Source organism: Streptomyces sp. NRRL F-525 (genome assembly GCF_000716605.1).
Taxonomy (GTDB): Bacteria; Actinomycetota; Actinomycetes; order Streptomycetales; family Streptomycetaceae; genus Streptomyces.
In genome coordinates, this window is the sequence record NZ_JNXE01000005.1 from 201,591 (window position 1) to 227,647 (window position 26,057).

The following is a 26,057-nucleotide window of genomic DNA, read 5'->3' on the forward strand; positions in this document are numbered from 1 at the left end:
TCTGCTGCTGTGCGTCAGGCGCGTTGCGGCACGATCCGTACCGCCCGGTCGTACGCCTGCCGCTCAAGGCGCCGGTAGGTGTCCAGCGCCTCGCCGTAGCGGCCGGGCAGCCGGTCGACGTAGTACGTCTCCCGGGCCGTGGCCACGGTCTTCAGGGAGGTCGCGCGGGCGCACGTGGCGTCGGCGGCCGCGGTCCTCCGTTCGGTCGCGAACGCCTTTTCCGCGCCGCCGGCGCCCAGGCGGGCGGTGTTCTCCCGCACCGCGTCCCGGGCGGCCTGCGGGTCGGCATAGGAGAGCCCGGCCCGCTTCACGCACCGGGACCAGGCGGTCACGGCGGTGGTCAACTGCCGGTCGCGCAGCAGCTGTTCGTCGTACAGGGCGGGCAGGCCGGTCGCGGTCTTCGAGGCGCGGAACCAGTCGGCGGGGTCGCCGTAGAGCGCCTTCTCGGCCGCCTTAGTGCAGCCGCCGAGCCGGGTGCGGACCTCCTGGCCGCCGGGGAGTTGAGCCGAGAGGACCTGTACGTCGTCGCCGCCGTCGAGCGCCTTGTCGAAGGCGGCCCGGCGCGTGGCGGACAGGCTCTGGCGGTACGCCGCGATGGGGTTGTGCAGGCGCAGCCGGTCCTGCCGCGCCTCGATGCGGCCGCCGTAGCCGTACTGGCGGGCCCACGCCACGTCGTCCTGGACGTACCGCACCGGCATGCTCTCGCGCAGGGTCAGCGTGCGGTCCTCCCAGTACGCGAACCCGTGGCTGTTCATGCACCGCCTGGTCAGGCGCTGTTGGGCGTCGCCGATCCGGAGTTCCTGCTGCCAAGTCAGTGGCCGCGGTACCGCGGTGGCCGGCCCCGGGGTGCCGGAGTCCGGGCCGTGACCGCATCCGGTCACGACGGTCCCCGTCACCGCCAGGGCCGCACACAGCGAAGCGAACGCACGCTTCATGACACGCCCCCGTTTTTCCCCCGCCGCCCCGTCCTGGGCGGCACTCACACCGTGGGGCACGCGGGCGGCGCGGGGTACCTCGGAACTCTCAGGGTCACGTCCCGGCGGGAGGCGTGTACTCCTTGAGGTAGTGCGCGACACGGGCGGCGTAGGCACGGTTCTTCGGGGGAACGCCGCCCGTGTCGTTCACCTTCTTGTACGAGGTCCGGTAGGCGGCGGCGATCAGCACGCGCCGGTCTCCGGGCAGGGTGGACTTCAGCCCGCTGTCGATGAAGCACAGGTAGCGGCCCATGGCCGGGATCGACTGGGCCGGGGTCAGGGGCGGGGCCGGGGTCGCCGAGGCCGGGATGCCGTCGGCGCGGATCCACCAGCGCAGGACGGCCGGGGTCCAGCGGGCGATGCCGTACTCGCCGCCGCCCGGCACGGACGGGTCGGAGAGGTCCGGGTCGAAGTTGCTCTCGGTCTTCAGCATCGCCGCGACGAGGGCCGGCGTGACCTCGGGCAGGGCGCACTGGTGGGCGGCGTCGACGATCATCCGGCGGTACTGGACCGGGACGCCTTTGTCCGTGCGGAGTTCGGAGGCGCCGTAGACGGAGGCCGAACTCTTCGCGTCCGGGGTCGTGCCCGTGCCGGCCCAGTGGCTGATGCCGTACCCGGCGGCGGCGACGGCCACCGTGGCGAGCACCGAGCCGACGGTCACGGCGGTCCGGCGGCGCCGCGGCAACAGGCCGCGCGGCAGCCGGGGCGGGGTGCCGGTGCCGGCCGCCGACTCGACGCGGCGCAGCAGGGCGGCCGTGTCGACGCGGTCGGCGTGGGTGCGGGTGAGGCAGGCGCGGACGATCTCCCGCCAGGCGTCGGGGAGTTCGGGGGAGAGGCGTAACTCGTCGGTGCCGGAGGCGTAGGCGGCGGCCGCGTCCCGGCGGGCGGCCGGGGTGGTGCCGGGGAGCGGGAAGGAGTCGGCGAGGACCAGGTGGGTCAGGACACCGAAGGCCCAGACATCGGCGGAGGGGCGGATCCGGCGGCCGCGTTCGTCGATCTCCGACCAGAGGACTTCGGGGGGTGTGTAGTCCGGGGTGGAGAACGCCGGGGTGTACGCGTGCGTGCCTTCCAGCTCCGCCGCCATGTTGAAGTCCGCGAGCCGGGCCGAACCGTCCTTCATCAGCAGGACGTTGGCCGGTTTCAGGTCACCGTGCACCCAGCCCGCGCGGTGCAGCTGGGCCAGCCCCTCACAGATCTGCGCGAGGAGGAGGGGCCCGGTGTCGGGGCGCGGGGTGCCGGACAGCAGGGACGCCAGTGACCGTTCGGCCTTCTCCAGTACGAGCACGGTGGCGCCGTCGAGGGCGGGGCGGGACGGGTCGTCGACGGTGAGGGTGTCGTACATCCGGATCAGCCGGGGTCTCTTCAGGCGCCGGTGCAACTCGACCTCGCGCTCGACGAGTTCGCGCAGATGGGCGAGTTGGCGCGGGGTGCCCGTACCGGTCGGCAGGAACTTCAGGGCGGCGGTACGGGGGAGATCCTCGCCGACGACATCGGCGGTGCGGCGGGCCTCGTAGACGCTGCCGAACGCGCCCGTGGCGATCGGTGCCCGCACCTCCCACACGCCGACGCGGTAGCCCCGGGGGACGTCGACGGCGTACGGCTCGCTCACCGCGCCAACCGGCCTAACCGGTCCGTCGGTGCGGCGGCGAGGACGAGCAGGTCGTGCTCCCGGACGAGGTCGAAGCGGAGTGCCAGCGACACCAGGGACTCCTTCTTGCCGTTGAGGCGCGGGCCCTGGTCGGCCTCGTCCGGGCCGGGCTTCAGACGCAGCTTCACGGCCAGGTAGTCGATGTTCCACTGGACCGAAGTGCGGGACGCGGCGGGCCAGTTGGGGCGCAGCCGGTCGACGACCTGGTCGACCGTCGGCAGCGGGGCGTGCGGGTCGCCGCGCAGGCGGGGTTCGCACAGGGCGGCGAGGACCGCGAAGTAGCGCTTGGTGCGGTCGACGGAGAACGCGGGCGCGGTGGTGTCGCCGACAGCGTTGTCGCCACCGGCCTCCGCGTGCAGGTAGTCGTGGCGGGGCGCCCACACCTCGATGGGCAGCAGGTCACCGGCGGCGGGCAGCACGATCCGCGAGAACTCGAAGGGAACGGGGGCGTCCAGCCGCCCCGGTCCGACCTTGATGTGCTCGCCCGCGCCCTCCGGGTTCTCGACGACGTACGTCTGCTCCCGGCTGAGGTTGCTGAGCGTCCAGAACGCGCCCTGGGCGCCGATCTCACCCGCCCGGCGCGAGACGCCCTCGTGCGCGATCGGCAGGTCGGCGCCGCACCCGGCACGTCCGAAGGTGATCCGCTCACCGGGGGCGAGCCGGTGCTGGGTGCGGTTTCGCTCGTCCTCCGAGATGGGCGGAGGTACCACGACGATGCTGTACAAGGTGCGTCTCCCCGTGCCCGACAGCTACCCGTGCCAGGGTAGGGCGACGTACCGGGCCGGTGTCCCCCTTCGGCGGCCAAGGCCCGGGCCCCGGCTCTTATTGGCGCGAACTGTTCAGTGGGGCGGGGCGGGTTCCGGGGGTGAAGTCGGGCTCGGGCGGGGGGAGTTCGCACCACACCGTCTTGCCCTCGGGCCCCTGTTCCACGCCCCACCGCGTCGCGAGCGCATCCAGCAGCACGAGCCCGCGACCGCTCTCGTCGCGAGGCCCGGCCGTGCGGAGGACGAGCCAGGCGTACGGTTCCGGGTCCGTGACGGCGATTCGGGTACGGCCGTCGGTGTGGGCCACTGTCAGGGTCACCGGGGTGCCCTCGCCCAGGTGCTTGATCACGTTGGTCAGCAACTCGCTGACGCAGAGCTGGACTTCGGGACACGGGACGCCGAGGTGCTCGCGTACGGCACGGCGGGCCTCCGGCACGATGTGGGGGGCGGCGAGGAGTTCGAGGACGAGCGGAGTCACCGGCCGGCCGCCTTGCGGAGGGCGGCGGTGAGGGCCCTGGCGGTGTCGAGGTTGCAGTTGCCGAGTTCGACGAGCGGGGGGCCGTAGGTCTGGACGACGGAGGCCAGGTCGAGGCCGAGGGAGGGGAGGGTGATCCCGTGTGCCTTCAACGCGGCTTGGAGGTCGGCCACTTCGGCGTTGGCCTCGTGGGAGTAGGGGCTGGTCATTTCCGGCTGCCTCTCTCTGTGACGAATTGCTCACAGAGTGGCGCGAAGTCTCGTACCGTGACAGTGGTTTGGGTTGCACCCGGGAACTGGCAAAAGGCGGTGGTGAGTTGTGCCCCCACGCAAGGACACCGACGCGTCGGCGAATGTCCCCTCCTTCTACGGCGCGGAGTTGCGCTTCAGGAGGGAGGCGGCGGGCCTGACGCTCGAACAGTTGGCGGAGGGAAGCTTTCGCGGCATCCCGTTTCTGAGCCTGATCGAGCGGGGTGAGCGGCGAATGCCGTTGGACCTGGCCCGCCATGTCGACAAGCGGCTCGGTACGGATGGCTTTTTCGAGCGGCGTTGTGAAGACGCGCGGAAGGCGAAGCGGTCGGGGCATGCGGAGTACTTCGCGGATGTCGCGGAGATGGAGAAGCATGCGGAGTCGATCGAAGAGTGGGCGCCGACGTTGCTTCCGGGGCTGTTGCAGACCGAGGCGTACGCCTTGAAGGTCGTGCAGACAGGTCTGCCGTGGCTGCGGCCTGAGACCGTCGACAAGCAGGTCACGGCGCGCATGACACGTGCGAAACTCTGGCAGCGGGAGGAACGCCCGTCGTTCTGGGCGATCGTGCGCGAGGAGCTGATCCGCAAGCCGCTGGTGTCGCCCGAGGAGATGGCAGCACAGTTGGAGCACATCGCGCAGGTGGTCCGCTCCACGCAGGGCGTTCTGCAGATCCTTCCGGAAACGGCGGTGGCCTACCCGATGATGATGGGCATGATCAAGGTGATGACCTTTCCGGACGCACCGCCGGTGGTGTACACGGAGGGTCTGCACAGCGGCCAACTGATCGACTATCCGGCCCTCGTGAAGGACTACCGCAGGTCGTACGATCTGCTCAGGGCCGCGGCACTGGCGCCGGAGACGTCCCTGAACATGATCGAGCAGACGGCGGAGGACTACCGAAATGGCAAGCACAGGGCCTGACTTGAGCACTGCGGTGTGGCGCAAGAGCAGCTACAGCAACGCCAGCGGCGGTGACTGCGTCGAGGTCCGCGACGATCTCCCCGGTGTCGTCCCCGTGCGGGATTCCAAGGTCTCGGACGGTCCGGCGCTGTTCATTCCTGCTTCCGCGTGGGCGCCTTTTGTCGACTGGGCCGGTACTGCGTAGCCATCTATCTCGGAGGATGACGGAAATGGCAAGCACAGGGCCTGACTTGAGCACTGCGGTGTGGCGTAAGAGCAGCTACAGCAACGGCTCCGGCGGTGACTGCGTCGAGGTCCGCGACGATCTCCCCGGTGTCGTCCCCCTGCGGGATTCCAAGGTCCCGCACGGTCCGGCACTGCTCATTCCCGCTCTCGCGTGGGTGCCCTTCGTCGACTGGGCCGGTACTGCGTAGCCATCTATCTCGGAGGATGACGGAAATGGCAAGCACAGAGCCTGACTTGAGCACTGCGGTGTGGCGTAGGAGCAGCTACAGCAATGGCACGGGCGGCGAGTGCGTCGAGGTCGCCGGCCTCTGGCGCGCGAGCAGCTACAGCAACGGCTCCGGCGGCGAGTGTGTCGAAGTCCGCGACGACCTCCCCGGCCTCGTCCCCGTCCGTGACTCCAAGGTCCCGGACGGTCCCGCCCTCCTCATTCCCGCCCCCGCGTGGGCGCCCTTCGTCGGCTGGGCCGGTGCTGCCTAGGACGGGTGTCAGTCCCGGGGTGCGACGCGGATGCGGTTCCCGTCGGGATCGGCTGCGACGAAGGTCAGTCCGAAGCCCGCGTCGTGAGGCTCACGCAGGATCGTGACGCCCTTGGCCTGCCATCGCTTGAAGATCTCGTCGATCTCGTCGATCTCGTCGGGTCCGCTGTTGACGGCCAGGCAGACCTCACTGGTGCGGGGGACGTCCGGGGACAGGTCCTCGAACTGGCCGGACCACAGGGCGAGATCGGCGCCCGGCCCGAGGTCGAAGGTGATGTATCCCGGCGTCTCTAACGAGGGGCTCATGCCGAGGAGGCCGCCGTAGAAGCGCGCTGCGGCGGGAGCGTCGTTCACGTAGACGATGGACACGACGGATGTGGTCATGGATGTTCCTTCTCCCAGGTCCCGGTGGGTACGCGTCCACCAGCCTGGCCGGGATGTGCGCCGTATCGTGTCGCAATTCCTGAAAAACTTGGCGGGTGACCCCGGACCGCTTCTTCTCCCTGATGCTGCTCCTCGGATCGAGGGACGCGGTGACCACTCAGGAACTCGCCTCGGCGCTCGGGGTGTCCCTTCGGACCATCACCCGGGACCTGAACTGGCTCCGCGACGCCGGACTGCCGGTGACCGCGCAACGGGGCCGCCTCGGAGGCGTGACCATGCTGCCCGGGGCCGGGCCCGACCTCACGCGGCTCACGCCGGGCGAGCGTGATCAGCTGTCGCTCACCGGGCTGGACGAGAGGCAGCGCGCGGAGCTCGACGCGTCGGCCGAGAGCCGGCGCGCGCTCTCCAAGGTCATGGCCGCACAGTCACGTGGAGGTCAGGAGCTTCTGCCGCTCACCGATGTGGTGCACGTGGACAGCCGTCCCTGGCTCCAGACACGGGCCTCCGGCCCGGCTCCGGCTTCGCTGATCGGCCCGGTCCGGCGAGGCCGCCGGCTACGGATCGCGTACGACAGCCCGCGCGAGTCATGCCCACGCGACCTCGTCGTGGATCCCTACGGGCTGCTGGCCAAGGCCGGCACCTGGTACCTCGTCGCCGACCGCGCCCGCGTGCCGCGGATGTACCGACTCGAACGGATCACGACGTGGGAGGAAGTCGACCGGCCACGACGGATCCGCGAGAGCCAGACCCTGGCCACCGTCGCCGCGGCGCTCATGGATCAGTGGGAGCACGAGTACGCGACAGAGGTCAGCGCCACCATCGACCAGAGCCAGATCGAGCGAGCGCAACGGATCTTCGGCCAACGACTCGTCCGGGACGACCATGAAGAATCCGCCACGGGCCACAAGGTGACGATCCGCTTCCCGCGGCTGGAGGACGTGCGGGCACTGCTGCCGTTCGGGAGCGCCATCACTGTGCACGGCCCCACCGAAGCCAGGGCCCACCTCCACGACCTCGCCACCGACCTCGCCCACCACCACGCGCCGGAGAAACGCCCCGGGGCCGTGCCACCACGTGGTGACACGGCCCCGGAAAAAGCCACAACCCGGCGAGTCGGCAGGGCTGCCCGGTGAATTACTGGGTGCGGATCACGATCGTGCCGCAGATCTTGTCCGCGAACGTCTGGCGCTTCGCGTCCCACGCCGGCCACAGGAAGCCGATGTAGCAGGCGATCGCGTCCACGAAGTGGGCGAGGCGGCGGACGAACGCCATACCGACACCGAGCGGCTGGCCGTCGCTCTCGCGGACCAGGCGGATGCCGAGCGCCTGCTTGCCGACCGTCTGGCCGGTGCGGCCCTCGCGGATCAGCTGCCAGATGAAGACGCCGAGGACGAGGAGGGCGCCGATGGCCAGCAGCGCGCCGTTCTTGCTGGTCATGCCGACGATGTAGAGGACGTACGGCACGGCGAGGATGAGCCAGTCGACCAGCGTGCCGAGGAACCGCTGGCCCCAGTTCGCGTACGGCGGGGTCGCGCCGTAACCCGCCTGCTGGTACCCGGGGTAGGCCGGCTGCTGCTGCGGGTAGCCGTAACCCTGCTGCGGCGGGACACCCTGGGGCGCGCCCTGCGGGTAGCCGTAGCCGGGCTGGCCCTGGGGCTGGCCGTAGCCCTGCTGGGGGTTCTGCTGAGGTTGCCCGTAGGGATTGTTCGGGTCGTAACTCATGGCGGGATTTCCTCCGTCGGCAATGCGGGGACGATGCGGATTGCGCGGAGGTACGTCACGAGATGAGCGGTTTGCCCCCCAACACCTACCGCAGTACTGCGGCGTTCATCGTTCTAGCCGAGGCTGGATTTTGTCCAGCGGCATTCCATAGGTGTTGTGTAAGTGCAACATCAGTGATCATGGCGATACACCCGGGGTGTACCCGGATTGGAACCCGGAGGGCGTCATCCGCGAGGATGGGTCCATGACCGCCCAGATTCTCGATGGCAAGGCCACCGCAGCCGCGATCAAGTCCGATCTGACCGCCCGCGTGGCGGCGCTGAAGGAGAAGGGCGTCACGCCCGGCCTCGGCACGATCCTGGTCGGGGACGACCCCGGCAGCCAGAAGTACGTCGCCGGCAAGCACCGGGACTGCGCCCAGGTGGGCATCGCGTCCATCCAGCGCGAGCTGCCCGCCACCGCCTCCCAGGAGGAGATCGAGGCGGTCGTACGCGAGCTGAACGAGGACCCCACCTGCACCGGGTACATCGTCCAACTCCCGCTCCCCAAGGGCATCGACGAGAACCGCATCCTCGAACTGATGGACCCGGACAAGGACGCCGACGGCCTCCACCCGATGAACCTCGGCCGCCTCGTCCTCAACGAGCCCGCCCCCCTGCCCTGCACCCCGAACGGCGTCCTGACCCTGCTCCGCCGCTACGGCGTGGAGATCAAGGGTGCCGAGGTCGTGGTCGTAGGCCGCGGTGTCACCATCGGCCGCCCGATGCCGCTGCTCCTCACCCGGCGCAGCGAGAACGCCACCGTGACCCAGTGCCACACGGGCACCCGTGACCTCTCCTCGCACCTCAAGCGCGCCGACATCATCGTCGCCGCCGCCGGTTCCGCCCACCTGATCCGTCCCGAGGACGTGAAGCCGGGCGCCGCCGTCCTCGACGTGGGCGTCTCCCGCAACGCCGACGGCAAGATCGTGGGCGACGTCCACCCCGGCGTCGCCGAGGTGGCCGCCTGGATCTCCCCGAACCCCGGCGGGGTCGGCCCGATGACCCGCGCCCAGCTGCTCGTCAACGTGGTCGAGGCGGCGGAGCGCAGTGTCGCCTGACAGCAACCCCGGCAAGACCGAGGGCACCCAGGACATCCAGGACGCTCAGGACACCGAGAGCGCGGACGACATCGAGGTCACGGACCCGGTCAGCGCGCCCGACGCCGACGGGAAACCGCGCCGCGCCACCCGCCGCTTCCCCCTCTTCACCCGCGACACCGCGCGCCCCGAGGGCGGCGGCCGGGCCGCCCCGCGCGACGCCCCGGCCCCGGCCCGCCAGTGGCCGATCCTCGCCGTCCTCGGCACGGTCGGCCTCGGCCTCCTCCTGACCGCCTTCGACGTCTTCCGCTACGGCATCCTGCTGATCGGCGCCGCGCTGCTGGCCGGCGCAGTCCTGCGCTGGGTCATGCCGGACGTCGGCATGCTCGCCGTACGCTCCCGCTTCACCGACATCGTCACCTACGCGATCCTCGGCCTCGCGATCGTCCTGCTGGCGCTGATGGCGCAGCCCAAGCCGTGGCTGACGATCCCGTACCTGAAGGACACGCTGCACTACACGGTCAACAGCAACTAGCCCACGGCGTAGCGCAGTTCGCCACACACGACGGCGGCCCGTCCCCTCCCCCGAGCAAGGACGCGCCGCCGTCTGTGTTCACCGTGGCGCCCGGCGGGGGCGCGGCTCAATAGCTGTCAGCGCGCTGTGGCACGGAGGTGACCGTTTCGCTACGCGCTCCGCACCGCCCGGCGACGAGGGAACCGTTCCCCTTCCGGTGTCGTCATTTCGCTCGGAGCGGGCGCAAGGGGACACGGGGGACACCGGGGAGGTGCGATGCGCGGCTGGCAGCCGCTGCCGGACGAACTGCCGGCGGAGGTACGGCACTTCGTGGAACAGCTGCGCCTCCTCAAGGACCGCACCGGCCTGAGCCTGGTGGCCCTCGGCGCCCGCACCGCGTACAGCAAGTCCTCCTGGCACCGCTATCTCAACGCCACCCAGCCCCCGCCCCGACAGGCCGTGCTCGCCCTGTGCCGGGTCGCCGACGCCGACCCCGAACGCATCGGCGTGCGCTGGGAGTTGGCGGTCCAGGCGTGGCCCCGGCAGGTGCCGGTCCCCGAACGGGCGGACGGCGGGGACGGGTACCGGGACGATCCCACCCTTCCGTGGTGGGACACCCCGCCCGGGGAACCGGAGCGCGGGCCCGGGGGACGGTTGCTCCGGTACGCGCTGGTGCTGTTGCTTCTCCTGCTCCTCACCGCTGTCGTGGGAGTCGTGGTCCTTGTGTCGATGTATTGACAAGTTTGCGGATATGCAACGAAGCCGACCAACAACCGCGTTAGCGTGGGCAATTCAGGGCAGAGGGGGGAAAGCAATGCCTCGTTGGAGGGCCTTGCCGGATGAACTCGATCCGCAGGTCAGGGAGTTCGCGAGCCAGTTGCGCAGGCTCGTCGACCGCAGCGGCCTGAGCATCGCGGCGGTGGCCGACCGCACGGGCTACAGCAAGACGTCCTGGGACCGTTACCTCAACGGCCGGCTCCTCGCACCGAAGGGCGCGATCATCGCCCTGGCCGAGGTCACCGGCACCAATCCCGTTCATCTCACCACGATGTGGGAGCTCGCCGAGCGTTCCTGGAGCCGCTCGGAGATGCGGCACGACATGACCATGGAGGCGATCCGGGTCTCCCAGGCGCGGGCGGCGCTGGGGGAGTTCGGGGCGGCCCCGGCACCCACGACACCGGCGGCACCCGCGAAGGGCGGCAAGTCGGCCCGCAAGGGTGGCGGCAGTGCCACCGCGACCCCGGGGATCGCGGGCCCGGCGGGAGTGTCGCCGACGGTGCCGCCACAGCCGGCGGCGCCCGACAGCGACGTACGGGAAGGTCCTTCGAAGGTCGCCAACTCGTGGGGGATGGCGGGGTATTCGGCACCGAAGCAGTCGGGTGCCGAGGCCGCCGCCGTGACGCCCCGGCCCGAGACGCCGGTCCCGAACAGCGAACCGCCGCAGCCGCCTCGCCCCGCACGGCCCGACGGTGTGGGCGGTGCCAAGCGCCGGGCACTGATGTTCGGGGCCGGGGTCCTCGGGGTGCTGGTCGTGATCGCGGCGGTGTTCCTGTTCACGAACAACGGCGGCGGGGGCGAGAAGGCCGCCGCCAAGCACACCTCGGCCGCGCCGTCCGTCAGCGCGAACCCCGACCTGCCCGCCGGAGTGAAGTGCGTGGGCGCCGGCTGCACCGGCAAGGACGCCGAGGCGATGGGCTGCACGACGGAGGCGGGCGCGGTGACCACCGCCAAGACCGCGACCGTCGGGACCACCGTCGTCGAGGTCCGCTACAGCAAGACCTGCGGCGCCGCCTGGGGCCGGATCACCACGGGCGTGGCGGGGGACTCCGTGCAGGTCAGCGCGGGGACTGCCAAGGAGACCGACAGCATCACCGCGTCCGGTGACGCCATCGCGTACACCCCGATGGTGGCCGTGAAGGACGCCGGCGAGGCGAAGGCGTGCGTGACGCTGGCGTCGGGGCAGAAGGGGTGCACCACGTAGTCCGCGCGTGCGGCGACCGTTTGTGGGGATTCTGTGTACGTGCGGAATGACCGCTCCGGATCGGGGGCAGGCGGAAAGTACCCCCACGGGATTCCGGACCCCCGGTTCCCCCCACGGCGGTCGTCCGGTGTTCCTCTCCCGAGCCGGACGGCCGCCTTTTGTGTGCCCCGGTCCGCGTTTCCCATGCGCAGGACCCGGCGCTGTGGGGTGGGCCACACGGACCCGGGAGTCCGGGATCGCGGATGCGCGATAGCCTGACCGGTGGATCTCTTGACGCCAAGAGATCGATCATTTGTACGTCCCGCACCCCGGGGCAGTGCCGCCCCACCGCCAGCTGTCATAACGGAGAACGCCATGACCCGCACTCCCGTGAACGTCACCGTCACCGGCGCGGCCGGCCAGATCGGTTACGCCCTGCTCTTCCGTATCGCCTCCGGCCAGCTGCTCGGCGCGGACGTGCCGGTCAAGCTGCGTCTCCTGGAGATCACCCCGGCGCTCAAGGCCGCCGAGGGCACGGCGATGGAGCTCGACGACTGCGCCTTCCCGCTCCTTCAGGGCATCGACATCACGGACGACCCGAACGTCGCCTTCGCCGGTGCGAACGTAGCCCTCCTCGTCGGCGCCCGCCCCCGCACCAAGGGCATGGAGCGCGGTGACCTGCTCTCCGCGAACGGCGGCATCTTCAAGCCGCAGGGCAAGGCCATCAACGACAACGCCGCGGACGACATCAAGGTCCTCGTCGTCGGCAACCCGGCCAACACGAACGCGCTCATCGCGCAGGCCGCCGCCCCGGACGTACCGGCCGACCGCTTCACCGCGATGACCCGCCTGGACCACAACCGCGCGCTGACCCAGCTCGCGAAGAAGACGGGCACCACGGTCGCCGACATCAAGCGCCTGACCATCTGGGGCAACCACTCGGCCACCCAGTACCCCGACATCTTCCACGCCACGGTCGCCGGCAAGAACGCCGCCGAGACCGTGAACGACGAGCAGTGGCTCGCCGACGACTTCATCCCGACCGTCGCCAAGCGCGGCGCCGCGATCATCGAGGCCCGCGGCGCGTCCTCGGCGGCCTCCGCCGCGAACGCCGCGATCGACCACGTCCACACCTGGGTCAACGGCACGGCGGACGGCGACTGGACCTCCATGGGCATCCCGTCGGACGGCTCCTACGGCGTCCCCGAGGGCCTCATCTCCTCCTTCCCGGTCACCACGAAGGACGGCGTCTACGAGATCGTCCAGGGCCTGGACATCAACGAGTTCTCCCGCGCCCGCATCGACGCGTCGGTGAAGGAGCTGGAGGAGGAGCGCGAGGCGGTCCGCTCGCTCGGCCTGATCTAGTCATCGGCCTCATGTAGTTACCTGCGGGGCCGTTCTCGACGGCTCTGTCACGGGCTTGCGCGGGCCCTGTTCCGGTTACGGCCGGAGCGGGGCCCGTTTCCTGTTTCCGCCGCTAACTTCGGAAGAGGTACGTGGTGGGTGATTCGGGGGGTTCGTGATGAGTGACTGGGATCGTTTCGCGGCCGGGCACGGGCCGAGTGAGGAGCGCGGACAGGCGCCCTGGTCGGTGTGGTCCACGGCGGAGACGCAGACCTCGCTGACCGCGCCGGCGTGGGTGTCACCACCGGCTCCAACTCCCGTTCCCGCGCCGGTTCTTGCGCCCGCTTCCGGCCGTCGCGCCTGGCGGCTGGTCCTCGCGGTGGCTCTCGCGGTGGTGCTGGGCGCGGGTGCCGGGGGAGGGGTCTGGTACGTCACGCACGGCCGCGCGAAGGTGGGTGCGGGTGAGAGTGCGGGCGTGACCCGGTCGGCATCGGCGTACCGCACAGCCGAGGACCCCGCCGGCTACACGGTCGACGTCCCCCGGGGCTGGACCCGTACCCAACGGCAGGGCGCGAAGGCCCCGGTGGTCACCTACGGCTCCCCGGACGGCACCCGCCGCCTCCAGATCTTCCGCGTCTCGGAGGACTCCCCGGCCGAGTCCCTCGACCTCGCCGAGAACGACCCCGGCTACGGCTTCGTCCGCCAGCCCGGCTACCAGGTCATCGACCGTGCCACCGGCCCCAGTTGGGCGGAACTCACCTATCGCTACGACGGTGGTCGGGGCGAGGGTGCGCGCCGGGTGATCGACCGTCGTTTCGAGGCGGCGGGCGGCTCGCTCTACGCGGTCCGGTCCAGTGGCCCCGAGTCCCTCGATCCCGCGCTGGTCAGGGGCCCGCTCACCGCGGCGGTGGATTCCTTCTGCCCGGCGGGCGCGAACTGCCGCTAGTCGGGCGCGAACTGCCCTTGGGCGGGGGCGGGTTCCTACTCCAGCCCCCGCTTCCCCGGCGCCCAGAACGGCTTCGTGAGGACCGAGCGCCGGTCCCAGCCCAACTCCCGTACGAGCACCTGCCGGACGTGCTGCACGGTACGGGCCTCCCCGGCGACGTACGCGATGCCGCCGGGCTCGGGGGCCAGGTCCTGCACCGCGCCCGGGAGTGAAGTCCCGCCCCTGGTCAGCCAGTTGAGGCGGTCGGAGTGGGCCAGCGGCAGCCGGTCCGCCGCCGATTCCGTCTCCACGACACCGGAGACCCGAGCCTCCTCGGGCAGCGCGGCCAGCATCGCGCCGAAGGCGACCGAGGCCGTCTCCTCGCCGACGAAGACGTGGTGGGAGGCGTCGGGGCGGAGCGTGAAGGTGCCCTCGGGCTTGCGCAGGCGCACCTGGTCGCCGGTGCCGACGCTCTTCCCCCAGCGGGTCCCGGGTCCGTCCTCGGAGTGGTCCAGCACGCACAACTCGACGGTGCCGGACGGGTCGTAGCGCCAGATCGAGTACGTACGCAGGGTCAGGCCGGTGACCAGGACACGGACCTGCTGGCCGGGGCGGACGTCGAGACCCGCGAGGGTGTCGCTCTCGATGCGCAGGCGGCGCATGCGGGCGGTGATGGGTTCGGCGGTGGTGACGGTGGCCCGGAGGGTGACCAGGTCGAGGACGGGGTTCAGGAGGGCGGACGGCACAGGGGGCTCCTCAACTGGGGTGCTCGTGTGGGGAGTTGGCGATCAGGAGTGGCGGGCTGGACGCGATAGTACGCGTTTCTCGTCGGACGCGATAGTGCGTGTGGTGGTCCTGCGGTCGCGGTGTCCGACGATCACGACCGCGGTGGCCGCGAGGACGATCAGGGCGACCGTGCGCAGCGCCGGGGCAATGCCGTGGGCGAGGTCGGGGTGGGCGGCCAGGATCGTGCCGGTGACCGCCACGCCCAGGGCCGCGCCGAGTTCGCGGGCCGAGGTGCCCAGGCCGGAACCGAGTCCCGCCTGGTGCGGTGGGAGCGAGGTGACGACGCCGACCGTGAGCGCGGGCATGGAGAGCCCGGTGCCCGCCGAGATCACCAGCAGCCAGCAGGCGTACGTCCAGTACGGGGTGCCCGCGTCGGCGGTGGACGCGCCGAGCAGGCCCAGGCCGATGAGGGCGAGACCGGTGCCGATGACCGGGCGGGGGTGGTGTGCCCAGCGGACGGCGAGCTTCGGGACGAGGGCCATGCCGATCGTCAGCGGCACGATCGCGACGCCGGTGACGGCGGCACCGTAGCCCTTGATTCCTTGCAGGTACTGGGAGTTGACGTAGAAGAGGGAGAACAGGCCGAAGAAGCCGGTGGCCGTGCCGAGGGTGGCCGCGCGGAGGGTGGGGGAGGTGAAGACGCGCGGGTCGAGGAGCGGGGTGCGGGAGCGCAGGGCGTGGACGGTGAAGGCGGCGATCAGTACGGCGGCCGCCGCGAAGGCCGTGATGATGCGCGGGGAGGTCCAGCCGTAGGCCGGGCCCTCGATGATGCCGAAGAGGAGCGCGACCAGGCCGGTGGTCAGGAGGGCGGTGCCGGTGGGGTCGAGGTTGCTGTGCGCGGAGCGTGCCGTGCGGGGTGTGGTGAGGGTGACCGCGAGGGCGAGCAGGGCGGCCAGTGGGACCATCGCCCCGAACAGGGCGCGCCAGGACAGGAATTGGCCGACCAGGCCGCCGCCGAGGTTGCCCGCGAGTCCGCCGAGGCCGAGCGCGAGGGTCCAACTGCCCATGGCGCGGGCCCTGTTCTCCGGGGCGGACAGGTGCACGAGGATCGACATCGTCGCGGGCGTGATGAGTGCCGCGCCCGCGCCGGACAGGCCGCGGCCCGCGATCAGCGTCGCCGGGTTCTGCGCGAGCGCGCTGGTGGCGGCGCCCGCCGCGAACAGGGCGAGCCCGGCGAGCAGCGCGCCCTTGCGGCCGTGCCGGTCGCCGAGCGCGCCGGCCGGGATGAGGAGTCCGGCGAAGACGATGACGTACGCGTCGACCATCCACAGCAGTTCGGTGTGCGAGGGGTGCAGGGAGGACGAACTCAGCTGCGGGATGAGGAGGTTGATGGCGGCGACCATGCTCTGCGCGACGAGGACGCAGGCGCAGAGGGTGAGGAGGGTGGAGCGCTTCAGGGCAGGCGGGGGCATGGCTCCTCCGGGGAGCTTCGGTGTGGTGTGGGGTGCCCTGTCACCGTAGGCTCGGCAGTGACCTGCTTTCCAGTGCAACCTTTGCAAGGGGAGAATGCGTGTGACGCAATCCGCGAGTTCCGGGAGTTCCGGCAGCTCAGGGGGCTTGGATCTCAATCTGCTGGTCGCCCTGGACGTGCTGCTGGAGGAGCAGAGCGTGCAGCGCGCCGCGCACCGGCTGCATCTCTCCGAACCGGCGATGAGCCGCACGCTCGGCCGCATCCGCAAGGCGCTAGGCGATCCCGTGCTGGTCCGGGCCGGGCGGCGGATGGTGCCCACCCCGCACGCGCTGGCCGTACGGGCGGAGGTGAGCGCGGTGGTGGAGCGGGCGCGTGCGCTGTTCGCTCCGGGCCGGGACGCCGACCTCAGGACCGTCACCCGTACGTTCACGATCCTCGGCCACGACGCGATCGCCGCCCTGTATGGCGCGGCCCTGTTCGCGCGCGCCGCCCAGGAGGCGCCCGGCATCCGCATCCGGTTTCTGTCCGAGAGCCATGTCGACGCGCCGTTCCTGCGGCAGGGGACCGCCGACCTGGAGGTGGGGGTCATCGACTCCACGGCGCCCGAGGTGCGTGTGGAGACCCTGTACGAGGACCGGATGGTCGGGATCGTCCGGGCCGGACATCCGCTGCTGGAGGGGGAGTTGACCCCGAAGCGGTTCGCCGAGTCGGGGTCCCATCTGCTCGTGTCGCGGCGCGGCAAGCTGCACGGTCCCGTCGATGCCGCGCTCGCCGAACTCGGCCTGGAACGGCGGGTGGTGGGCTCCGTCGGCACCCTGCCCGCCTCGATGTTCGTGCTGCGCGACACCGACCTGATCGGGCTGACCAGCTCCTGGGGCCTGCCGATGGCCGCCGCGTTCGGACTGGTCACCTTCGAGGTGCCCCTCGAACTCCCCCCGCTCCCGCTGGGGTTGGCCTGGCATCCGCGTCATGAGGCCGACCCGGCGCACGCCTGGCTGCGGGGTGTCGTGCGGGAGTTGATGGGGGACCGGTCAGCCGCCGTCGCCTAGCCGCTTCTCGAACCAGTGGTCCGCGTAGACATGATCGACGTACGCCGGAATCTCCGCGTACCCGCACGCCCGGTACATCGCCTGCGCCTCCGTGAGCGCCGCGTGCGTGTCCAGCCGTACGACAGTGAACTCGTGCTCTACGGCGGCCAGTTCGAGCTCCGTGAGGACGCGGCGGGCGAGGCCGAGGCGGCGGGCGTCGGGGTGCACCCAGACGTGCCGGATCTCGCCGACGCCCGGCTCCAGGGTCCGCAGCGCCCCGCAGGCCACGGGCCGCCCCTCCTCGTACGCGACGAAGAACGCGCCCGCGTCCCCGGTGACCTCCTCCGGCCGTACGAGATCCGTCTTGTCGAAGCCCTCCGGGAACCGGGCGTCGATGTCGGCGGCGTAGGCGTCCAGGCAGGCGCGGGCGTCCTCGGCGGCGCCGTCGACGAGGGTGACCGTGATACCGGCGAGGCGGAGGAGGCGTCGGGTGGTCGCCAACGCGTGGGTGAGTTCGGCGCGTTGGGGTGTGGTGAGAGTGGCGAGGAGGCCGGCGGCGAGCGCGTTGGAACGGCGGTGCTGCTCCTCGACCTCGACGCGGCCGGCGTCGGTCAGCTCGATCAGGCGCAGCCGGGTGTCGTGCGGCGGCACGGTCAGCCGCACCAGGCCCTGCGCCTCCAGCGACTTCGCCATCCGGCTCAAGTAGCCCGCGTCCAGGGCGAGTCGGCCGCGCAGTTCGCGCAGCGAGACCCCGTCCCCGATCTCGAACAGCAGGCGCGCCTCGCCGAGGGGGCGGTTCTGGCCGAGGTAGTGGTCGTCGAGGGCGCCGATGCGGCGGGTGAAGTAGCGGTTGAAGCGCCGGAAGGCGGCTACGTCCTCCGCGGTCACCGGTGCCGGGGCCTCTGCCGGTGCCTGTGCCGATGCGGGTGTGGGTGCCGAAGCGGGTGTCGATTCCGTGACTGGCTCCATATTCTTTGACTTTAGTCAAAGGAATCCGAGGAGTCCACGGTCGCGATGCGGCTTTTGTCCCCCTGTTCAGTGGCTCGGCCCACTTTCGGCCACGGATTGCGCATGCATACGGACGTCCCGGGCAGGCGCTCGCAGTCCCCGAGAGTGACAGTTAGGTGACGCTGGGGCGCTGAACAGGAACGGAAGGCAATACCGATCATGGCCGACAACACGGAACAGCAGGCGGGGAAGACCATTCACGCGGGTGGGGACTGGCTCGAAGCGGTCTCCGGCGCCACGCGCGAGATCATCGACCCCGCGGACGCGCTGCCGTTCGCCGTGGTCGCGGAGGGCGACGAGAAGGACACCGACATAGCCGTCGCCGCCGCCCGTGCCGCCTTCGACGGCGGTCAGGGGGCCTGGCCGCTCACCCCCGTCACCGAGCGCGCCGCCCTGCTGCGCCGCGTCGCCGACCTCCTCGTGCGCGACCGCGAGGAGCTCGGCCTGCTGGAGAGCCGGGACGCGGGCAAGACCGTAGAGGAGGGTCGCGTCGACATCGACTGTGTCGCCGACGCCTTCCGCTACTTCGCCGACCTCGTCGCCGGCGAGGCCCCCGGCCGGGTCGTCGACGCGGGCACGCCCGAGGTGCACAGCGTCGTCGTGCACGAGCCCGTCGGCGTCTGCGCGCTGATCACCCCGTGGAACTACCCGCTGCTCCAGGCGAGTTGGAAGATCGCGCCCGCCCTCGCGGCCGGCAACACCTTCGTCGTCAAGCCCAGCGAGATCACCCCGCTGACGACGATCGCCCTGATCGACCTGCTCGTCGAGGCAGGTCTGCCCGCCGGTGTCGCCAACATCGTCACCGGGCCGGGCCACTCGGTCGGCGCCCGGCTCGCCGAGCACCCCGACGTCGACCTCGTCTCCTTCACCGGCGGCCTGATCAGCGGCACGAAGGTGGCCCAGGCCGCCGCCGTGACCGTGAAGAAGGTCGCCCTCGAACTCGGCGGCAAGAACCCCAACGTCGTCTTCGCCGACGCCTGCGCCACCGAGGAGGGCTTCGACACCGCCGTCGACCAGGCCCTCAACGCGGCCTTCATCCACAGCGGCCAGGTCTGCTCCGCGGGTGCCCGCCTCATCGTCGAGGAAACCGTCCGCGAGCGCTTCGTCGCCGAACTCGCCCGCCGCGCCGAGAAGATCCGCCTCGGCCGCGGCACCGAGGACGGCGTCGAGTGCGGCCCGCTCGTCTCCGAACAGCAGCGCGCCAAGACCGAGTCGTACGTCGCCGCCGCCCTCGCCGAGGGCGCGGTGCTGCGCTCCGGCGGCAAGCGCCCCGAGCCGACCGCGGCCCGGCCCGCCACCGGCTACTTCTACGAGCCGACCGTCCTCGACCAGTGCCACCGCGAGATGACCGTCGTACGCGAAGAGGTCTTCGGACCGGTCCTCACCGTCGAGACCTTCCGCACCGAGGACGAGGCGGTCGCTCTCGCCAACGACACCGAGTACGGCCTCGCGGGCGCCGTCTGGACCGCCGACGCGGGCCGCGCGCGCCGCGTCGCCGGACGACTCCGCCACGGCACCGTCTGGATCAACGACTTCCACCCCTACCTCCCGCAGGCGGAGTGGGGCGGCTTCGGAAAGAGCGGCGTGGGCCGGGAGTTGGGCCCCGCCGGACTCGCCGAGTACCGCGAGGCCAAGCACGTCTACCAGAACCTGGCGCCGAAGCCGGTCCGCTGGTTCGCGGGCTGAGCCCCCCCGCCTCTTTCTTTCCGACTGGAGTGAGTACCCCCATGCCCGAGAACGAGTACATGTACGACTATGTCGTCATCGGCGGCGGCACCGCAGGCTCCGTCATCGCCTCCCGCCTCACCGAGAACCCCGACGTCACCGTCGCCGTCATCGAAGGCGGCCCCAGCGACGTCGGCCGCGAGGACGTACTGACCCTGCGCCGCTGGATGGGCCTCCTCGGCGGCGAACTGGACTACGACTACCCGACCACCGAACAGCCGCGCGGCAACTCCCACATCCGGCACAGCCGCGCCCGCGTCCTCGGCGGCTGCTCCTCGCACAACACCCTCATCGCCTTCAAGCCGCTGCCGTCCGACTGGGACGAGTGGGAGGCGGCCGGCGCGAAGGGCTGGGGCGCGATCTCGATGGAGGCGTACTACGCCCGCCTCCTCAACAACATCGTCCCGGTCGACGAGAAGGACCGGAACGCCATCGCCCGCGACTTCGTCGAGGCGGCCCAGGAGGCACTCGACGTCCCGCGCGTGGAGGGCTTCAACCAGGCCCCGTTCACGGACGGCGTCGGCTTCTTCGACCTCGCCTACCACCCGGAGAACAACAAGCGGTCGTCGGCGTCCGTCGCGTACCTCCACCCGGTGATGGACGAGCGCCCCAACCTCCGTATCTTCCTTGAGACTTGGGCCCACCGCCTGGAGCTGAACGGCACCCGCGCCGAGGGCGTCCACGTCCGCACCAAGGACGGCGAGGAACTCCTCGTCCGCGCCCGCCGCGAGGTCGTCCTCTGCGCCGGCGCCGTCGACTCCCCGCGCCTGCTCCTGCACTCGGGCATCGGCCCCCGCAAGGATCTCGAAGCGCTGGGCATCCCCGTCGCCGTCGACCTCCCGGGCGTCGGCGAGAACCTCCTCGACCACCCCGAGTCGGTGATCGTCTGGGAGACCAACGGACCGATCCCGGAGAACTCCGCGATGGACTCCGACGCGGGCCTGTTCGTGCGCCGCGACCCCGAACACCAGGGCCCCGACCTGATGTTCCACTTCTACCAAGTGCCCTTCACGGACAACCCCGAGCGCCTCGGCTACGAACGCCCCGAGTTCGGCGTCTCCATGACCCCGAACATCCCCAAGCCGAAGAGCCGCGGCCGCCTGTACCTGGAGAGCGCCGACCCGGCGGTCAAACCCGCCCTGGACTTCCGGTACTTCACCGACGAGGACGACTACGACGGCCGCACCCTCGTCGACGGCATCCGCATCGCCCGCGAGATCGCGAAGACCGAACCCCTCGCCGGCTGGCTGAAGCGCGAGGTGTGCCCCGGCCCGGAGATCCTCGGCGACGCCGAACTCAGCGAGTACGCCCGCAAGGTTGCCCACACCGTCTACCACCCGGCCGGCACCTGCCGCATGGGCGCCGACTCCGACGAACTGGCCGTCGTCGACCCAGAGTTGAGGGTCCGCGGCCTGGACGGCATCCGGATCGCCGACGCCTCCGTCTTCCCGACCATGCCCGCCGTGAACCCGATGATCGGGGTGCTCATGGTCGGCGAGAGGGCTGTCGACCTGATCGGAGGTGGTGCGTGATGAGTACCGCGACGACGAGTACCCCCAGTACCCCCAGCGTCTCCGGCAACCCCGTGTTCTCGGTGGACGGCCTCTGGAAGGTCTTCGGCCCGAAGGCCGACGAGGTCCCCGCCGACCCCGAACTCACCGCCCTCGACGCCGCCGCCCTGCGCACCCGCACCGGCTGCACCGCCGCCGTCCGCGACGTCTCCTTCGACGTCCGCAAGGGCGAGGTCTTCGTGGTGATGGGCCTCTCCGGCTCCGGCAAGTCCACCCTGGTCCGCTGCCTCACCCGCCTCATCGAACCCACCGCCGGCACCATCGCCATCGACGGCGAGGACGTCCGCGCGATGGACAAGTCCCGGCTGCGCGAACTCCGCCGCCACCGCGCCGCGATGGTCTTCCAGCACTTCGGCCTCCTCCCGCACCGCACGGTCCTCGACAACGTCGCCTACGGCCTGGAGATCCAGGGCGTCGGCAAGGCCGAGCGCCGCCGCCGCGCCGCCGAGGTCGTCACCAAGGTCGGCCTGGAGGGTATGGAACAGCGCCGCCCCGGCCAGCTCTCCGGCGGCCAGCGCCAACGCGTCGGCCTGGCACGGGCGTTGGCGGTCGACCCCCAAGTCCTCCTCTTCGACGAGCCGTTCAGCGCGCTCGACCCGCTGATCCGGCGCGACATGCAGGAGGAGGTCGTCCGGCTGCACCAGGAAGAGGGCCGCACGATGGTCTTCATCACCCACGACCTGAACGAGGCCCTCAAGCTCGGCGACCGCATCGCCCTGATGCGCGACGGCCGCATCGTCCAGCTCGGCACCCCCGAGGAGATCGTCGGCTCACCCGCCGACGACTACGTCCGCGAGTTCGTACGCGACGTACCGCGCGCTGACGTCATGACGGTCCGTACGGCGATGCGGGCCGCGTCCGCGGAGGAGGCCGGCGGGGTCGGCGGCGCGGGCAGCGGTCCCGCCGTCGCGCCCGACGCCACCGTCTCCGAAGCCATCGAGGCGGTGGCGCGCGCCGGGGTCCCGGCGAGGGTCGTCGACCAGGGCCGCTGCGTCGGAATGGTGGACTCGGACGCGCTGCTCGGCGTGGTCGCGGGCACGGGGGACAGCGGTGGCGCGGGAGGCGGTGGCGGCGTGGGCGCCGGCATCGCGACCGGCGACGGCACCGGCGGCGGCCCCAGCAACGGCGGCGGCCCCAGCAACGGCGACGGCTCCGGCACCGGCGACGGCCCCGGCACCGGCGTCCGCAAGGAGCTCGCCGATACCGGCAAGGAGGCGGTCTGATGGCCACGGTCACCGCACCCGCCCCGCGCCCCGCCCTTCCCGGAATCCTCCGGCACCGGGCCGCGCACAAACTCCTCCTGCTCGCGCTCGCCGCCGCGATCCTCGTACCGCTCGCCAACGCGCATTGGGCCAGCGGCAGTTGGCCGCACGCTCTCACCGTCGACCTGTCCGGTCCGCTGGGCCGGGCCAACGACTGGATCATCGACAACCGCGACAGCTCCCCGCTGTTCCTCTATTTCTTCGGCTACATCAGCAACGCCGTCGTCCTCTCCGTACGCGCCGTCTACCTGGTCCTGCTCGCCGCGGGCTGGGCCGGCGTCACCGCGTTCGGCGCCCTCGTCGCCTGGCGGGTGGCGGGCGTTCGGCTCGCGATCGGGACCGGCGTCGCCTTCCTCGCCTGCGGGCTGCTCGGCATGTGGGTACCGACCATGCAAACCCTCGCGCTGATGGTGGTCGCGGTGCTCACCTCGGTCGTCGTGGGCGCGCTCCTCGGCCTGGCCGGTGGCCTCTCCGAACGCACGGACCGCGCGCTGCGCCCGGTCCTGGACACCATGCAGGTGCTCCCGGCCTTCGCCTACCTCCTCCCCGTCGTCCTCGTCTTCGGCATCGGCGTCCCCGCCGCCGTCCTCGCCACCGTCGTCTACGCCGCCCCGCCCATGGCCCGCCTCACCGCGCTCGGCCTGCGCGACGCCGACCCGGAGGTCCTCGAAGCCGTCGACTCCCTGGGCGCCACCGGACGCCAACGCCTGCTGACCGCACGGCTCCCGCTGGCCCGCAAGCAACTCCTCCTCGGCCTCAACCAGACGATCATGATGGCCCTCTCCATGGCCGTCATCGCCTCCGTCATCGGCGCCGGAGGCCTCGGCGACCGCGTCTACCAGGCACTCGCCTCCGTCGACGTGGGCGCGGCCCTGGCCGCCGGCATCCCGATCGTGCTCCTGGCCGTCGTACTGGACCGCGTCACCGCGGCGGCCGGTGAGCAGACCGACGCGTCCGCGGGCGAGCCGGGGTCGAGCCTCCGCCCGTGGCTGTACGCGCTCGGCGCCACCGTGGTCGTAGCGGTCGCCGTCCGGCTCGCCGGCGCCCTGGACTGGCCCTCCGGCTGGACCCTGAACATCGCCGAACCGGTGAACCGCGTCGTCGACTGGATGACCGCCCACCTCTACTCCGGCGTCCCCTACCTCGGCGGCACCGCCGACTGGGCCGGCCACTTCACCACCTGGGTCCTGGACCCCGTACGCGACGGCCTGCAGTGGCTGCCGTGGTGGTCGGTGCTGCTGATCGTCGCCGCCCTCGCCTGGGTGATCGGCACCTGGCGCACCGCGCTCACCGCCGTCCTCGCCATGGCCGCGATCGGCGTGCTCGGGGTGTGGAAGCCGTCGCTGGACACGCTGTCGCAGGTGCTGGCCGCCGTGGCCGTCACCCTCGTCCTCGGCTTCGCGACCGGCATCGCCGCCGCCCGCAGCGACCGTTTCGAACGCGCCCTGCGCCCCGTCCTCGACGTCTGCCAGACGATGCCGCAGTTCGTGTACCTGATCCCGGTCGTCGCCCTCTTCGGTGTCGGCCGCGCCCCCGCCGTCGCAGCGGCGGTCGTCTACGCCCTCCCCGCCGTCGTCCGCATCACCACCCAGGGCCTGCGCCAGGTCGACCCGGCGGCCCTGGAGTCGGCCCGCTCGCTCGGCGCGACCTGCACTCAGCAGCTGCGCCAGATCCAACTCCCGCTCGCCCGACCGGCGTTGCTCCTCGCCGTCAACCAGGGCGTGGTCCTGGTCCTCGCCGTCGTCATCATCGGCGGCCTGGTCGGCGGCGGCGCCCTCGGTTACGACGCCGTGTTCGGCCTGGCCCAGGGCGACTTGGCGACCGGACTCGTCGCCGGCGCCGCGATCGTCTGCCTCGGCCTGATGCTCGACCGGGTGACCCAACCGACGGAACGCCGCACCAAGAAGGGAGCGTGACATGCGAGTTCGTACGGCTTATTCAGTGGCCGCGGTGACGTCCCTCGCCCTGCTCTCGGGCTGTGGCGCCGCCGACATGACCAAGCAGGCCTCGCCCTTCGCCAACGCGCAGGGCGCCAAGACCGTGACCCTCTCCGTCCAGTCCTGGGTGGGCGCACAGGCCAACGTGGCTGTCGCGCAGTACCTGTTGGAGCACAAGCTCGGCTACCGCGTCGACACCGTCCAGGTCGACGAGGTCCCCGCGTGGGACGCGCTCAGCCAGGGCCGGGTCGACGCGATCCTGGAGGACTGGGGCCACCCCGACCAGGAGAAGCGCTACGTCGACGACAAGAAGACGATCACGCGCGCGGGCGGCCTCGGGGTGACCGGGCACATCGGCTGGTACGTCCCGACCTACCTGGTCAAGCAGCACCCGGACATCACCGACTGGAAGAACCTCAACAAGTACTCCTCGCTGTTCCGCACCGCCGAGAGCGGCAGCAAGGGCCAGTTGATGGACGGCTCGCCCTCCTACGTCACCAACGACAAGGCCCTGGTGACGAACCTGAAGCTGAACTACCAGGTGGTCTTCGCCGGTTCGGAGGCCGCGCAGATCACCCAGATGAAGCAGTTCGCCAAGGAGAAGAAGCCCTTCCTCACCTACTGGTACGCACCCCAGTGGCTCTTCAAGAAGGTCCCCATGACGGAGGTCAAACTCCCCGCCTACAAGGAGGGTTGCGACGCCGACGCCGCCAAGGTCGCCTGTGCCTACCCCCACACCCCGCTGCAGAAGTACCTCAACACGGACTTCGCCAAGCGCGGCGGCAAGGCAGCGGCCTTCCTGAAGAAGTTCAAGTGGACGACCGAGGACCAGAACGAGGTCTCCCTGATGATCGCCGACCAGAAACTCTCCCCGGCCGACGCCGCCAAGAAGTGGGTGGACAGCCACCCCTCCACCTGGAAGGCCTGGCTGTCCTGACCCCACTCACCGCTTCAGCTCCACGGCCCTCCCCTTGAGCGCGAGGGCCGCCCAGCGCTGGAGCCCCGGCCCGAACGTGATGCGCGTGGCCCCGAGTTCACCGAGTGTGGTGGGCGAGGGGCCCTCGCCGTCCAGCCGCGCGAGCGCGTTGACCGGCCCCTGGATACCGGACCGCAGCAACAGCAGCACCTCCGTCGGAGCCATGATCGGATAGACGCAGTCGGCACCCGCCGCGACGTACAACGCGGCCCGCTCGATGGCCCGTTCGGGGTTCCCGTCACCGTGCAGGAAGGTGTCGACCCGCGCGTTGACGAACAACCGCTCCGCCGCCACCGCCCGCACCTCGGCCAGCCAATCGGCGTGCCGCCGCGGGTCCTTGAGCACTCCGTCCTCGGAGTCCTCGAGGTTGCACCCGACCGCCCCCGCCTCCAGCAGCCGCTCCACCAGCTCCTTCGGCGCGAGCCCGTACCCGCCCTCGACATCGGCGGACACCGGCACGTCCACGGCCCGCACGATCCGCGCGACCGCCGCGAACATCTCGTCCGCCGGCACAGCCCCGTCCTCGTACCCGAGCGAGGCGGCGACCCCGGCACTGGGCGTGGCGAGCGCCGCGAACCCTGCCTCCACGAACACCCGCGCACTCACCGCGTCCCACGGCCCGGGCAGCACCAGCGGATCACCGGGCAGCCGCCGCCGATGCAGACTCCGGAACAGCTCCACCTTGCTCACGGCC

The 26,057-nt window shown here is 71.2% G+C and carries 28 protein-coding genes; 17 read left to right on the forward strand and 11 right to left on the reverse strand.

Annotated features, from left to right (window positions below; translation table 11 throughout):
• Nucleotides 1–14: 14 nt before the first annotated feature.
• The 5 genes from OO69_RS09960 to OO69_RS09980 all read right to left on the reverse strand — a co-directional run bounded on the left by OO69_RS09960 (nucleotide 15) and on the right by OO69_RS09980 (nucleotide 4,070).
• The gene (locus OO69_RS09960) at nucleotides 15–935 is read right to left on the reverse strand and encodes a hypothetical protein (RefSeq protein ID WP_033280109.1); all 921 of its coding nucleotides are present in this window, start codon (nucleotides 933–935) and stop codon (nucleotides 15–17) included.
• Between the two features lie 94 nt (nucleotides 936–1,029).
• Nucleotides 1,030–2,583 (reverse strand): protein kinase domain-containing protein, encoded by a 1,554-nt coding sequence (locus OO69_RS09965; protein WP_033280110.1) that lies wholly within the window; start codon nucleotides 2,581–2,583, stop codon nucleotides 1,030–1,032.
• The gene (locus OO69_RS09970) at nucleotides 2,580–3,347 is read right to left on the reverse strand and encodes an FHA domain-containing protein (protein ID WP_033280111.1); all 768 of its coding nucleotides are present in this window, start codon (nucleotides 3,345–3,347) and stop codon (nucleotides 2,580–2,582) included. Before OO69_RS09970 ends, OO69_RS09965 begins: the two co-directional genes overlap by 4 nt.
• A 97-nt stretch (nucleotides 3,348–3,444) precedes the next feature.
• Nucleotides 3,445–3,864 (reverse strand): ATP-binding protein, encoded by a 420-nt coding sequence (locus OO69_RS09975; RefSeq protein ID WP_033280112.1) that lies wholly within the window; start codon nucleotides 3,862–3,864, stop codon nucleotides 3,445–3,447.
• The gene (locus OO69_RS09980; RefSeq protein ID WP_033280113.1) at nucleotides 3,861–4,070 is read right to left on the reverse strand and encodes a hypothetical protein; all 210 of its coding nucleotides are present in this window, start codon (nucleotides 4,068–4,070) and stop codon (nucleotides 3,861–3,863) included. The genes OO69_RS09975 and OO69_RS09980 overlap by 4 nt, the downstream gene beginning before the upstream one ends.
• Nucleotides 4,071–4,179: 109 nt before the next feature.
• Here OO69_RS09980 and OO69_RS09985 point away from each other — a divergent pair, with 109 nt between their 5' ends.
• From OO69_RS09985 to OO69_RS10000, 4 genes are read left to right on the forward strand one after another with little or no spacing between them, the layout of a single operon-like run.
• On the forward strand, nucleotides 4,180–5,031 hold the full coding sequence (locus OO69_RS09985) for a helix-turn-helix domain-containing protein (RefSeq protein ID WP_033280114.1): 852 nt from the start codon (nucleotides 4,180–4,182) through the stop codon (nucleotides 5,029–5,031).
• Nucleotides 5,012–5,215 carry a DUF397 domain-containing protein gene (locus tag OO69_RS09990; protein ID WP_033280115.1) on the forward strand — a complete coding sequence of 68 codons (204 nt, stop codon included), beginning with the start codon at nucleotides 5,012–5,014 and terminating at the stop codon, nucleotides 5,213–5,215. Before OO69_RS09985 ends, OO69_RS09990 begins: the two co-directional genes overlap by 20 nt.
• 25 nt (nucleotides 5,216–5,240) lie before the next feature.
• The gene (locus OO69_RS09995; protein WP_033280116.1) at nucleotides 5,241–5,444 is read left to right on the forward strand and encodes a DUF397 domain-containing protein; all 204 of its coding nucleotides are present in this window, start codon (nucleotides 5,241–5,243) and stop codon (nucleotides 5,442–5,444) included.
• Nucleotides 5,445–5,469: 25 nt separating this feature from the next.
• Complete coding sequence (locus tag OO69_RS10000) at nucleotides 5,470–5,733, forward strand: DUF397 domain-containing protein (protein WP_033280117.1); 264 nt, start codon at nucleotides 5,470–5,472, stop codon at nucleotides 5,731–5,733.
• Between the two features lie 8 nt (nucleotides 5,734–5,741).
• Here the strand turns inward: OO69_RS10000 and OO69_RS10005 are convergent, their stop codons facing one another.
• A complete protein-coding gene (locus tag OO69_RS10005) occupies nucleotides 5,742–6,116 on the reverse strand; it encodes a VOC family protein (RefSeq protein WP_033280118.1) in 375 nt (124 codons plus the stop codon).
• 95 nt (nucleotides 6,117–6,211) lie between these two features.
• On the opposite strand from OO69_RS10005, the gene OO69_RS10010 reads away from it, so the two are divergent.
• Complete coding sequence (locus tag OO69_RS10010; RefSeq protein WP_051800893.1) at nucleotides 6,212–7,249, forward strand: helix-turn-helix transcriptional regulator; 1,038 nt, start codon at nucleotides 6,212–6,214, stop codon at nucleotides 7,247–7,249.
• Between the two features lies 1 nt (nucleotide 7,250).
• On the opposite strand, the gene OO69_RS10015 is transcribed toward OO69_RS10010, so the two are convergent.
• Nucleotides 7,251–7,838 carry an RDD family protein gene (locus tag OO69_RS10015; protein WP_033280119.1) on the reverse strand — a complete coding sequence of 196 codons (588 nt, stop codon included), beginning with the start codon at nucleotides 7,836–7,838 and terminating at the stop codon, nucleotides 7,251–7,253.
• A 244-nt stretch (nucleotides 7,839–8,082) separates the two neighbouring features.
• Between OO69_RS10015 and OO69_RS10020 the strand changes: the two genes are divergently transcribed.
• From OO69_RS10020 to OO69_RS10045, 6 genes are all read left to right on the forward strand, one after another.
• Complete coding sequence (locus tag OO69_RS10020) at nucleotides 8,083–8,937, forward strand: bifunctional methylenetetrahydrofolate dehydrogenase/methenyltetrahydrofolate cyclohydrolase (protein WP_033280120.1); 855 nt, start codon at nucleotides 8,083–8,085, stop codon at nucleotides 8,935–8,937.
• Nucleotides 8,927–9,451: a DUF3017 domain-containing protein gene (locus OO69_RS10025; RefSeq protein WP_420707860.1), complete on the forward strand. Its 525-nt coding sequence runs from the start codon at nucleotides 8,927–8,929 to the stop codon at nucleotides 9,449–9,451. The genes OO69_RS10020 and OO69_RS10025 overlap by 11 nt, the downstream gene beginning before the upstream one ends.
• Nucleotides 9,452–9,706: 255 nt before the next feature.
• Nucleotides 9,707–10,168: a helix-turn-helix domain-containing protein gene (locus tag OO69_RS10030; protein ID WP_033280121.1), complete on the forward strand. Its 462-nt coding sequence runs from the start codon at nucleotides 9,707–9,709 to the stop codon at nucleotides 10,166–10,168.
• A gap of 94 nt (nucleotides 10,169–10,262) precedes the next feature.
• Entirely contained in the window at nucleotides 10,263–11,411 is a 1,149-nt protein-coding gene (locus tag OO69_RS10035) for a helix-turn-helix domain-containing protein (protein WP_033280122.1), read from the forward strand.
• 354 nt (nucleotides 11,412–11,765) lie between these two features.
• Entirely contained in the window at nucleotides 11,766–12,755 is a 990-nt protein-coding gene (locus OO69_RS10040) for a malate dehydrogenase (protein ID WP_033280123.1), read from the forward strand.
• A gap of 157 nt (nucleotides 12,756–12,912) precedes the next feature.
• Nucleotides 12,913–13,680 carry a hypothetical protein gene (locus tag OO69_RS10045; RefSeq protein ID WP_033280124.1) on the forward strand — a complete coding sequence of 256 codons (768 nt, stop codon included), beginning with the start codon at nucleotides 12,913–12,915 and terminating at the stop codon, nucleotides 13,678–13,680.
• 35 nt (nucleotides 13,681–13,715) lie between these two features.
• Here the strand turns inward: OO69_RS10045 and OO69_RS10050 are convergent, their stop codons facing one another.
• Together OO69_RS10050 and OO69_RS10055 are read right to left on the reverse strand one after the other, a co-directional pair.
• Nucleotides 13,716–14,405, reverse strand: coding sequence for a siderophore-interacting protein (locus OO69_RS10050; protein ID WP_033280125.1), 690 nt, complete (start codon nucleotides 14,403–14,405; stop codon nucleotides 13,716–13,718).
• Nucleotides 14,406–14,447: 42 nt separating this feature from the next.
• A complete protein-coding gene (locus OO69_RS10055) occupies nucleotides 14,448–15,857 on the reverse strand; it encodes an MFS transporter (protein ID WP_033280126.1) in 1,410 nt (469 codons plus the stop codon).
• 94 nt (nucleotides 15,858–15,951) lie between these two features.
• Here OO69_RS10055 and OO69_RS10060 point away from each other — a divergent pair, with 94 nt between their 5' ends.
• Nucleotides 15,952–16,905, forward strand: a complete 954-nt coding sequence (locus OO69_RS10060) for a LysR family transcriptional regulator (protein ID WP_051800894.1) — start codon at nucleotides 15,952–15,954, stop codon at nucleotides 16,903–16,905.
• Here OO69_RS10060 and OO69_RS10065 read toward each other — a convergent pair.
• Complete coding sequence (locus OO69_RS10065; RefSeq protein WP_234444390.1) at nucleotides 16,888–17,853, reverse strand: bifunctional helix-turn-helix transcriptional regulator/GNAT family N-acetyltransferase; 966 nt, start codon at nucleotides 17,851–17,853, stop codon at nucleotides 16,888–16,890. The genes OO69_RS10060 and OO69_RS10065 overlap by 18 nt on opposite strands.
• 198 nt (nucleotides 17,854–18,051) lie before the next feature.
• On the opposite strand from OO69_RS10065, the gene OO69_RS10070 reads away from it, so the two are divergent.
• From OO69_RS10070 to OO69_RS10090, 5 genes are read left to right on the forward strand one after another with little or no spacing between them, the layout of a single operon-like run.
• Complete coding sequence (locus OO69_RS10070; RefSeq protein WP_033280129.1) at nucleotides 18,052–19,578, forward strand: aldehyde dehydrogenase family protein; 1,527 nt, start codon at nucleotides 18,052–18,054, stop codon at nucleotides 19,576–19,578.
• Between the two features lie 41 nt (nucleotides 19,579–19,619).
• The gene (locus tag OO69_RS10075) at nucleotides 19,620–21,149 is read left to right on the forward strand and encodes a GMC family oxidoreductase (protein WP_033280130.1); all 1,530 of its coding nucleotides are present in this window, start codon (nucleotides 19,620–19,622) and stop codon (nucleotides 21,147–21,149) included.
• Nucleotides 21,149–22,411: a quaternary amine ABC transporter ATP-binding protein gene (locus OO69_RS10080; protein WP_234444391.1), complete on the forward strand. Its 1,263-nt coding sequence runs from the start codon at nucleotides 21,149–21,151 to the stop codon at nucleotides 22,409–22,411. The genes OO69_RS10075 and OO69_RS10080 overlap by 1 nt, the downstream gene beginning before the upstream one ends.
• Nucleotides 22,411–24,366 (forward strand): ABC transporter permease, encoded by a 1,956-nt coding sequence (locus tag OO69_RS10085; RefSeq protein ID WP_033280131.1) that lies wholly within the window; start codon nucleotides 22,411–22,413, stop codon nucleotides 24,364–24,366. The genes OO69_RS10080 and OO69_RS10085 overlap by 1 nt, the downstream gene beginning before the upstream one ends.
• A gap of 1 nt (nucleotide 24,367) precedes the next feature.
• A complete protein-coding gene (locus OO69_RS10090) occupies nucleotides 24,368–25,324 on the forward strand; it encodes an ABC transporter substrate-binding protein (protein WP_033280132.1) in 957 nt (318 codons plus the stop codon).
• A 6-nt stretch (nucleotides 25,325–25,330) separates the two neighbouring features.
• Here the strand turns inward: OO69_RS10090 and OO69_RS10095 are convergent, their stop codons facing one another.
• Nucleotides 25,331–26,053, reverse strand: a complete 723-nt coding sequence (locus OO69_RS10095) for an isocitrate lyase/PEP mutase family protein (RefSeq protein WP_033280133.1) — start codon at nucleotides 26,051–26,053, stop codon at nucleotides 25,331–25,333.
• Nucleotides 26,054–26,057 lie beyond the last annotated feature (4 nt).